The 10,041-nt window shown below is 65.7% G+C and carries 6 protein-coding genes; 2 read left to right on the forward strand and 4 right to left on the reverse strand.

Annotation, left to right across the window (positions count from 1 at the left end; all coding sequences use genetic code 11):
• Nucleotides 1–142: 142 nt before the first annotated feature.
• From EGJ22_RS24865 to mnmC, 4 genes are all read right to left on the reverse strand, one after another.
• The gene (locus EGJ22_RS24865) at nucleotides 143–1,327 is read right to left on the reverse strand and encodes an osmoprotectant NAGGN system M42 family peptidase (protein WP_009682071.1); all 1,185 of its coding nucleotides are present in this window, start codon (nucleotides 1,325–1,327) and stop codon (nucleotides 143–145) included.
• Nucleotides 1,328–1,394: 67 nt separating this feature from the next.
• Nucleotides 1,395–3,140 carry an N-acetylglutaminylglutamine synthetase gene (gene ngg / locus EGJ22_RS24870; protein ID WP_009682070.1) on the reverse strand — a complete coding sequence of 582 codons (1,746 nt, stop codon included), beginning with the start codon at nucleotides 3,138–3,140 and terminating at the stop codon, nucleotides 1,395–1,397.
• A 3-nt stretch (nucleotides 3,141–3,143) separates the two neighbouring features.
• On the reverse strand, nucleotides 3,144–4,931 hold the full coding sequence (locus EGJ22_RS24875) for an N-acetylglutaminylglutamine amidotransferase (RefSeq protein ID WP_054890563.1): 1,788 nt from the start codon (nucleotides 4,929–4,931) through the stop codon (nucleotides 3,144–3,146).
• Nucleotides 4,932–5,138: 207 nt separating this feature from the next.
• On the reverse strand, nucleotides 5,139–7,109 hold the full coding sequence (gene mnmC, locus EGJ22_RS24880) for a bifunctional tRNA (5-methylaminomethyl-2-thiouridine)(34)-methyltransferase MnmD/FAD-dependent 5-carboxymethylaminomethyl-2-thiouridine(34) oxidoreductase MnmC (protein ID WP_125920444.1): 1,971 nt from the start codon (nucleotides 7,107–7,109) through the stop codon (nucleotides 5,139–5,141).
• A 195-nt stretch (nucleotides 7,110–7,304) separates the two neighbouring features.
• Between mnmC and pap the strand changes: the two genes are divergently transcribed.
• Together pap and EGJ22_RS24890 are read left to right on the forward strand one after the other, a co-directional pair.
• Complete coding sequence (gene pap / locus EGJ22_RS24885) at nucleotides 7,305–8,798, forward strand: polyphosphate:AMP phosphotransferase (protein WP_009681696.1); 1,494 nt, start codon at nucleotides 7,305–7,307, stop codon at nucleotides 8,796–8,798.
• Between the two features lie 134 nt (nucleotides 8,799–8,932).
• Nucleotides 8,933–9,895 (forward strand): DMT family transporter, encoded by a 963-nt coding sequence (locus tag EGJ22_RS24890; RefSeq protein WP_009681695.1) that lies wholly within the window; start codon nucleotides 8,933–8,935, stop codon nucleotides 9,893–9,895.
• Nucleotides 9,896–10,041: the final 146 nt, after the last annotated feature.

The following is a 10,041-nucleotide window of genomic DNA, read 5'->3' on the forward strand; positions in this document are numbered from 1 at the left end:
CGAGCGCAGCTCGCGATGCGCCGCGCGGGCGGCGCTCGCTCTAACAGGCGCTGCATACCTTGTGGCAAACACCTGTCTGCCCTGATGCGATCCCCGTGGGAGTTGGCTTGCCGACGATGGTCCGCAAAGCGGCCCCAGGGCCTCAGCCCTTGTTACCGACCAGGCTGTCGACCGCCGGCACGCGCGTGTCGCTCTCCATCTGCGCATCGTGTTCCAACTGGTGGCTGAAACGCTCCAGCGAGGCATTGGCCGGCTGTGAATCGCTGGCAAACACCGGTGGGCTGAGCAGGTACGCCGACAACAACTGGCTCAGGGCCGCCAGGCTGTCGATGTGCGTCCGCTCATAGCCGTGGGTGGCATCGCAGCCGAACGCCACCAGCGCGGTGCGAATGTCGTGCCCGGCCGTTACCGCCGAATGGGCATCACTGAAGTAGTAGCGGAACAGGTCGCGGCGTACCGGCAGGTCGTGGTCGCCGGCCAGTTTCAGCAAGTGCCGCGACAGGTGGTAATCATAGGGCCCCGACGAGTCCTGCATGGCCACGCTCACGGCATGCTCGCTGGAGGCTTGCCCGGGCGCCACCGGGGCAATGTCGATACCGACGAACTCGCTGACGTCCCAAGGCAGGGCACCCGCTGCGCCCGACCCGGTTTCCTCGGTAATGGTGAACAGCGGGTGGCAGTCGATCAGCGGTTGCTGGCCGCTCTCCACCACTGCCTTGAGCGCGGTGAGCAGCGCCGCGACACCGGCCTTGTCGTCCAGGTGACGGGCGCTGATGTGGCCGCTGTCCGTGAACTCGGGCAGTGGGTCGAAGGCCACGAAGTCCCCAATGCTCACCCCCAGCGCCTCGCAATCGGCGCGGGTGGCGCAATAGGCGTCCAGGCGGACTTCCACGTGTTCCCAGCTCACCGGCATCTGGTCGATGGCGGTGTTGAAGGCGTGCCCACTGGCCATCAGCGGCAGTACGCTGCCGCGGAACACGCCGGTGTCGGTGAACACGCTGACCCTGCTGCCCTCGGCGAAGCGGCTGGACCAGCAGCCAACCGGCGCCAGGGCCAGCCGGCCGTTGTCCTGCAGTTGGCGCACGCTGGCGCCGATGGTATCGAGGTGCGCGGATACGGCGCGGTCGGGCGAGGTTTGCCGGCCCTTCAAGGTCGCGCGAATGGTGCCGCGACGGGTCAGCTCGAAGGGGATGCCCAGTTCGTCCAGGCGTTCGGCCACGTAGCGCACGATGGTGTCGGTGAAACCGGTCGGGCTGGGGATGGCCAGCATCTCCAGCAGCACGCGCTTGAGGTATTCGAGATCGGGTTCGGGGTGTCGCTCGGACATGGTTGAATACTCCTTGCTCCTGTGCCGGCCTTTTCGCGAGTGAACCCGCGAAGAGCCCGGCACTGGTTTACGCCAAAGGCCGGCTATGCGGGAACAGCAGGTCGATGAAACGCTCGGCCGTTGGCTGCGGTTCGTGGTTGGCCAAGCCGGCGCGCTCGTTGGCTTCGATGATCACATACTCGGGCTGTTCGGCATCACGGACCATGAAATCCAGCCCGACCACCGGAATTTCCAGCGCCCGGGCAGCGCGCACGGCGGCGTCGGCCAGCACCGGGTGCAGGCGGGCGGTAACGTCTTCCAGGGTGCCGCCGGTGTGCAGGTTGGCGGTGCGCCGCACGGCCAGGCGCTGGCCGGGGGGCAGTACGTCGTCGTAACCCACGCCCGCAGCGCGCAGGGTACGTTCGGTTTCTTCATCCAGCGGGATACGGCTTTCACCCGCCGTAGCGGCCTGGCGACGACGGCTTTGGGCCTCGATCAACTGGCGCACACTGTGCTTGCCGTCACCCAGCACCTGGGCCGGGTGGCGAACGGCCGCTGCCACCACTTCATAGCCGATCACCACGATGCGCAGGTCGAGGCCGGCATGGAAGCTTTCCAGCAACACCCGGCTATCGAACTGGCGGGCATGGCCGACCGCCTGGGTCACGTCGTCGATGCAGGTCAGGTTTACCGCTACGCCCTGGCCTTGTTCGCCGTCAACGGGCTTGACCACCACCGCGCCATGCTCGTCGAGAAAGGCCAGGTTATCGTCGGCATTACCGGCCAATTGTTGCGCCGGCACCTGCAGCCCGGCAGTGCGCAGGGCATGCTGGGTCAGGCGCTTGTCCTGGCACAGCGTCATGGTCACGGCGCTGGTCAGGTCGCTGAGCGACTCTCGGCAGCGGATGCGCCGGCCGCCCAGGCTCAGGGTGAACAGCCCGCCGGCGGCGTCATCCACCTGTACCTCGATGCCGCGGCGCAATGCCTCGTCGACGATGATGCGTGCATAGGGGTTGAGGTCGGCCTGTGGGCCGGGGCCGAGGAACAGTTGCTCGTTGATGCCGTTCTTGCGCTTGACGGCGAAGGTGGGCAGGTTGCGAAAGCCAAGCTTCTGGTACAGGCGCTTGGCCTGGCGGTTGTCGTGCAGCACCGAAAGGTCGAGGTAGGCCAGGCCACGGCTCATGAAGTGCTCGATGAGGTGGCGCACCAGCACTTCACCCACGCCGGGGCGGGTGCAGTGCGGGTCGACTGCCAGGCACCACAGGCTGCTGCCGTTCTCGGGGTCATCGAAAGCCTTGGCATGGTTCAGGCCCATGACGCTGCCGATCACCGCGCCGCTGTCTTCGTCTTCAGCCAGCCAGTAGACCGGGCCGCCCAGGTGCCGAGGGGTAAGCAAGTCGGCATCGACCGGCAGCATGCCGCGCACTTGATACAAGGTGTTGATGGCCTGCCAGTCAGCCGGGTTCTGCGCCCGCCGCACGCGAAAACCGCGAAATACCCGCTGGGCTGGGCGGTAATCGGTGAACCACAGGCGCAGGGTGTCGGATGGGTCGAGGAACAACTGTTGTGGCGCCTGCGCCAGCACCTGCTGCGGTGCTGCCACATACAGCGCGATATCGCGTTCGCCTGGGCACTCGCCTAACAGGTCGTCGGCCAGGTCGGCCGGCTCGGCATAGGTGTGGCCAATCAGCAGCCGGCCCCAGCCGCAGTGCACGGCACGCGGCTGTTGGTGGGGCTGGCTGCCGTCGCCGGCCAGGCGCGCCTGCAGGCGCTCGTAGGACGGCGCCTGGCCACGCAGCAGGCGCTGACCGTAGGCGATTTCGTGGGGTTTCATCGGTCAGAGTCCTTGTTCGCTCAGCCACAGGTTCAATGCTGCCAGTTGCCACAGCTTGGAACCGCGCAGTGGCGTCAATTGGCCGTGCGGGTTGCTAAGCAGGCGGTCGAGCATGGCTGGGTTGAACAGCCCACGGTCCTGGCTGGGGTCGGTCAGCAGCTCGCGTACCCAACCCAGTGTGGCGCCTTCCAGGTGCTTCAGGCCCGGTACCGGGAAGTAGCCCTTCTTGCGGTCGATCACTTCATGCGGGATCACCCGCCGTGCGGCTTGCTTGAGCACCTGTTTACCGCCGTCTGGCAGCTTGAAGCGCGCCGGAATGCGTGCCGACAGCTCTACCAGGCGGTAGTCGAGGAACGGGGTGCGTGCTTCCAGGCCCCAGGCCATGGTCATGTTGTCGACCCGTTTGACGGGGTCGTCGACCAGCATCACGGTGCTGTCCAGGCGCAAGGCCTTGTCCACCGCCTGCGGCGCGCCGGGGCGGGCGAAATGCTCGCGCACGAAATCGCCAGCGGCATCGGTATCCAGCAACCACGGCGCCTGCACAGTATCGCGGTACTCGTCGTGGCTGCGGTCGAAGAAGGCGTTGCGGTATGCCGCGTAGGCATCGTCGGCGCCGTCCACCTGCGGGTACCAGTGGTAGCCGGCGAACAGTTCGTCGGCGCCCTGGCCGCTTTGCACGCCCTTGCAATGCTTGGCCACTTCCCGCGACAGCAGGTAGAAGGCGATGCAGTCGTGGCTGACCATCGGCTCGCTCATGGCGCGGAAGGCGGCAGGCAGCTGGTCGATGATTTCGTGCTCGGCAATGCGCAACTGGTGGTGGCGCGTGCCGTAGTGCCGGGCGATCAGGTCGGAGTACTGGAACTCGTCGCCGCGCTCGCCGCCGGCATCTTCAAAGCCGATGGAGAAGGTCGACAGGTCGTCCACACCGACTTCGCGCAGCAAGCCGACCAGCAGGCTGGAGTCGACACCGCCGGACAGCAGCACGCCCACGTCCACGGCGGCACGCTGGCGGATGGCCACGGCTTCGCGGGTCGCGTCCAGTACGCGGGTGGTCCAGCCTTCCAGGTCCAGCTCACGCTCATCGGCGTTGGGCCCGTATTGCAGTTGCCACCAGGTCTGGCGCTCGATTTCGCCGTGGCGGTCGATACGCATCCAGGTGCCGGGTTCCAGCTTTTGCACGTTCGCCAGCAAGGTGCGCGGTGCCGGCACTACGGCATGGAAGTTGAGGTAGTGGTTGAGCGCCACCGGGTCGAGCATCGGGTCGATGTCGCCGCCCTTGAGCAGCGCTGGCAGGGTCGAGGCAAAACGCAGCCGCTCGCCGTTGCGTGACAGGTACAGCGGCTTGACGCCCAGGCGGTCGCGGGCCAGGAACAGGCGTTGGTTATCGCGTTCCCAGATGGCCAGGGCGAACATGCCGTTGAGTTTCGGCAGTAGCGCCGCACCCCAGGCGTGGTAGCCCTTGAGCAGCACTTCGGTGTCGCCGTCCGACCAGAACTGGTAGCCCAAGGCCTGCAGCTCCTGGCGCAACTCGGGGAAATTGTAGATGGCACCGTTGAATGCCAGGGACAGGCCCAGGGTGTTGTCGACCATGGGCTGCGCCGAGCCGTCGGACAGGTCCATGATTTTCAGGCGGCGGTGGCCGAGGGCTATCGGGCCCTGGCTATGGAAGCCCCAGGCATCCGGGCCGCGTGGGGCCAGGTGATGGGTAATGCGCTCTACCGCCGCCAGGTCGGCTGGGCGTGGCGCTTGGCCGATGGGGGTGAAACGTAACTCTCCTGCTAATCCGCACATAAGTCCTTACCGGTTTTTCCGTTGGGGAGGTGGTGCCCCGGATTAGGGCACCTTAAGGAACTGACCCATGTGCTTTATGAGAGTTTTAGAACAATCTGTTATATGCGGCTGCGGCCTGCGACGCTTTTCTGCCCAATCGCGACACCGGTTTTGCCTTGCAGGAACGGCCCTGTGTGGCGATCGGGCTGCACCGCAGCCCCGGCTCCATCACTTGCCCCGTATCAGCCTGCGCAGGGCGAAGCGGTTAGGATGGCAAGCCTGCGCCACCCCTTGAGGCACCGGCAGCGGCTCCCCGCACACCCACGCCGCCAGCAGTTCCCCACTCAACGGCGCGGTGATCAACCCGCGCGAGCCATGCCCGCTGTTTACATACAGCCCGTCCAGCCAGGGGCAAGGGGCTTGCGGCACCTGCCGCGCATCACGCGCCAGTACCGCGTAGGTGTCGGCAAACGCCTGTGCATCGGCCAGCGGCCCGACAATCGGTAGGTAATCCGGGCTGGTGCAGCGGAATGCGGCCCGCCCTTGCAGGTGCTCAGGGTTCAGCGTTGCCACGCCCAGGCGTTGCGCCAGGTCGGTCGATATCTCGTCCAGCAACGCCAGGTTGCCCTGGTGTTCGGCCACCGTCGGCGCCAGGTTGTCACTGTTGAAATCAAAGCTCGCGCCCAAGGTATGTTCATCACCACGCGGCGGTGCCACGTAGCCCTCGGCGCACACCACGGTGCGAAGTGCCCGGCTGCCGACGGTGGCCGGCAAGCGGGTGATCTGGCCGCGGATGCGCTTGAGCGGCAACCCGGCACAGGCGTCGAAGCGGCGGACCTCGGCGGCTGCAGCCAGAACCACCACCGGCGCGCTGGCCAGCAGGCGCTCGCCGGCCCAGGCCTGCCACTGGTCAGCCACTTTGCGCAGTTCGATGACTTCCTGGTGGGTCACCAGCCGGATACCAGGGTGCTGCAACTGCTGCTGGCACAGGGCAGGCGGGTGGACCCAGCCGCCTTCGGGGTAGAACAGCCCGCCAGCCGGCAGGGCGACCCCGGCGACGGCTTCGGCCTCGGTACGTTGCAGCGCGTGCAGCAGGTCGTGGTCGAACGCGCCAGCCAGTTTGCCCTGGCGCTCGGCTTCCTTGGCGTCGAACGCCAGTTGCAGCACGCCGCAGGCATCCCAGTCCTGGCCCCGTTGCAGGCGTTCGAGCTGGCGCCGGGTGTAGCCGAAGCCGGACAGGATCAGCTGCGACAACGCCGTGCCATGGGCGGACAGCTTGAGGTACAGCACCCCCTGCGGGTTGCCCGAGGCTTCCTGCGCGGCGGCGGCATGGCGTTCCAGCACGGTCACCTGCCAGCCACGCCGGGCCAGGCTGGCCGCGCTGGCGCTGCCGGCGAGCCCGGCGCCGATCACCAGCGCCTGGCGCGGGCCCAGCGTGGCGGGCGGGCGTGCATACCAGGGGGCGCCAGGGGCGGGCAGGGCGCCGACGTAGGCGCCGCTCATCACTTCCCACTTTTTGCCGATGCCCGGCACCTTCTTCATGGCAAAGCCCGCTTCGACCAGGCTGCGGCGCACCCAGCCGGTGGTGGTGAAGGTGCCCAGCACTGTCCCTGAGTGGGACAGCCGCGCCAACTGGGCGAACAGCTGCGGGGTCCACATGTCGGGGTTCTTGGCCGGGGCGAAGCCGTCGAGGAACCACACGTCCACCTGTGCATCGAGCTGCGGTAGCTGCTCCAGCACATCGCCGATCAGCAGGGTCAGGGTGACCCGGCCCCCGGCGAAGGTGAACTGCTGAAAGCCGGGGTGCACCGCCACATACTGGGCCAGCAGCGGCTCGGTGTAGGCGGCGAGCTCCGGCCACAGGCGTACGGCGCGGGCCATGTCGGCAGCGCCCAGGGGGTACTTTTCGACACTGACGAAATGCAGGCGTGCACCACTGGGCGCGTGCTGGTCGAACAATTGCCATGCGCAGAAGAAGTTCATGCCGGTGCCAAAGCCGGTCTCGCCGATCACCAGGCTGCTGTGTGCGGGCAGGTTGGCGAAGCGCTCGGCCAGGCGGGTTTGGCCGAGGAACACATGCTTGGTTTCTTCGATGCCTTCGTTGACCGCGAAATAGACGTCGTCGTACTGCCGCGAATGGGGGCGGCCCTGGTCGTCCCAGTCGATCTGGGCGTGCTGGAGAAGGGTGGATTCAGGCATGGCTGGTTCGCTGGAGATGAGTGGCAAGTTGCAAGTTGCAAGTTGCAGGTCGCAAGTGGCTAGAAAAAGCAGATGGTGGCATGGCTTACGTTTTCTTGCGACTTGCGACTTGCGACTTGCGACTTGCGACTTGCAGCTTGCAGCTTGCAGCTTCGAATTCCGCTAGTCTTGGTTATCCATTGAAGGAGCCCATGCATGTTCGAATCCGCCGAAATCGGCCACAGCATCGACAAGGAGGCTTACGACGCCGAGGTGCCCGCGTTGCGCGAGGCCCTGCTCGAAGCCCAGTACGAACTCAAGCAGCAGGCGCGCTTCCCGGTGATCGTGCTGATCAACGGCGTTGAAGGCGCTGGCAAGGGTGAGACGGTAAAGCTGCTGAACGAGTGGATGGACCCGCGCATGATCGATGTGCTGACCTTCGACCAGCAAACCGACGAAGAGCTGGCCCGGCCGCCGGCATGGCGCTACTGGCGGGCCTTGCCGCCGAAGGGGCGGATGGGCGTGTTTTTTGGCAACTGGTACAGCCAGATGCTGCAGGGGCGGGTGCACGGGGTGCTCAAGGATGCCGTGCTCGACCAGGCCATCACCGGTGCCGAACGCCTGGAGCAAATGCTCTGCGACGAAGGTGCGCTGATCATCAAGTTCTGGTTCCACCTGTCCAAGAAGCAGATGAAGGCGCGCCTGAAATCGCTGAAGGACGACCCGTTGCACAGCTGGAAAATCAGCCCCCTGGACTGGCAGCAGTCGAAAACCTACGACCGCTTCGTACGCTTTGGCGAGCGCGTGCTGCGCCGCACCAGCCGCGATTATGCACCGTGGCACATCGTCGAGGGGGTCGACCCCAACTACCGTAGCCTGGCGGTCGGGCGCATCCTGCTGGAAAGCTTGCAGGCCGCGCTGGCCAACAACCCCAAGGGCAAGCACCAGGGGAACGTGGCCCCATTGGGGCGTAGCATCGATGACCGCAGCCTGCTGGGGGCGCTGGACTTGAGCGTGCGCCTGGACAAGGCCGATTACCAAGAGCAGCTGGTGACCGAGCAGGCCCGCCTTGCCGGGCTGCTGCGGGACAAGCGGATGCGCCGCCATGCCCTGGTGGCGGTGTTCGAAGGCAACGATGCTGCCGGCAAAGGCGGAGCCATCCGCCGGGTGGCCGCTGCGCTGGACCCGCGCCAATACCGTATCGTGCCGATTGCCGCGCCCACCGAGGAAGAGCGCGCGCAGCCTTACCTGTGGCGCTTCTGGCGGCACATACCGGCGCGGGGCAAGTTCACCATTTTCGACCGCTCCTGGTATGGCCGAGTGCTGGTGGAGCGGGTAGAGGGGTTCTGCACGCCGGCTGACTGGATGCGCGCCTATAGCGAGATCAATGATTTCGAGGAACAGTTGGTGAACGCCGGGGTGGTGTTGGTCAAGTTCTGGCTGGCCATCGACCAGCAGACCCAGCTGGAGCGCTTCGAAGAGCGCGAGCAGATCCCGTTCAAGCGCTACAAGATCACCGAGGATGACTGGCGCAACCGGGACAAATGGGATGACTACGCCCAGGCCGTGGGGGACATGGTCGACCGTACCAGCAGCGAGATTGCGCCATGGACATTGGTAGAGGCCAACGACAAGCGCTGGGCCCGGGTGAAGGTGCTGCGCACCATCAACGAGGCGCTTGAGGCGGCGTTTGCCAAGCACAAGAAGTAGATTGCCGGGTTTGGCCTCAAGCCATGCTGCAAAAGAATGACCTGATGAATTCTTTTCTCGGCACGTTCCCCCGCACCTCCCCAGCAAGCCCGTAGAATCAAGCAATCGCCACCACGGGCTTGATCGAGGACTTTATGCATACCACTTCCGGCCGCTGGGGCTATGGCCTGTTCCTGGCACTCTTGACGGCGCTGCTCTGGGGCATTCTGCCGATCAAGCTCAAGCAGGTACTGCAAGTGGTCGACCCGATCACCGTCACCTGGTACCGCTTGCTGGTCTCGGGCGGCCTGCTGTTTGCCTGGCTGGCGGCCCAGCGGCGGTTGCCCCCCATTCGTAAACTGCCAGCAAAGGGCAAGGGCCTGGTGGCCGTTGCTGTCTTCGGCTTGATGGGCAACTACGTGCTGTACCTGATCGGGCTCAACCTGCTTAGCCCGGGTACTGCACAGTTGGTGGTGCAGATTGGCCCGGTGTTGCTGCTGGTGGCCAGTGTGTTCGTGTTCCGTGAGCGCTTCAGCCTGGGGCAGGGTGTAGGGCTGCTGGTGCTGCTGGCGGGGTTTGGCCTGTTCTTCAACCAGCGCCTGGACGAACTGCTGACCTCGCTGGGGGCCTACACCACGGGTGTGCTGACCATATTGCTGGCCACCAGCATCTGGGTGTTCTATGCGCTGAGCCAAAAGCAGTTGCTGACGGTGTGGCATTCGCAGCAGGTCATGATGGTGATCTACCTCAGTTGCGCCGCGCTGCTCACGCCCTGGGTGCACCCGCTGCAGGCGTTGCAACTGACCCCGGTGCAGGGCTGGCTGTTGCTGGCGTGCTGCCTGAATACCCTGGTGGCCTACGGCGCGTTTGCCGAAGCGCTGGCACACTGGGAGGCATCACGGGTGAGTGCCACGCTGGCACTGACGCCGCTGGTGACCTTTGTTGCAGTGGCGTTGGCGGCGCTGGTATGGCCTGACTATGTGCACGCTGAAGATATCAATGCGCTGGGCTATGTGGGGGCGGTGACGGTGGTGTTCGGCTCTGCCCTGGTGGCGTTGGGGCCATCGCTGGTGGCCGGCTGGCGTGCCCGCAGGGCGCGGTTGGCCCATGTTCCTTGATCGCCTGTAGTGGCCCCATCGCTGGCAAGCCAGCTCCCACAGGACCGCGCAAAGCTCAGGCCCGAGGTACCACCCTGTGGGAGATTCTATGGTTCCTGGCAAGGGTAGCCGGAGCATCTTCAGCGCCTGTGAGATCGAGCGCCGCC

This window comes from Pseudomonas sp. p99-361, assembly GCF_003935475.1.
Taxonomy (GTDB): domain Bacteria; phylum Pseudomonadota; class Gammaproteobacteria; order Pseudomonadales; family Pseudomonadaceae; genus Aquipseudomonas; species Aquipseudomonas juntendi.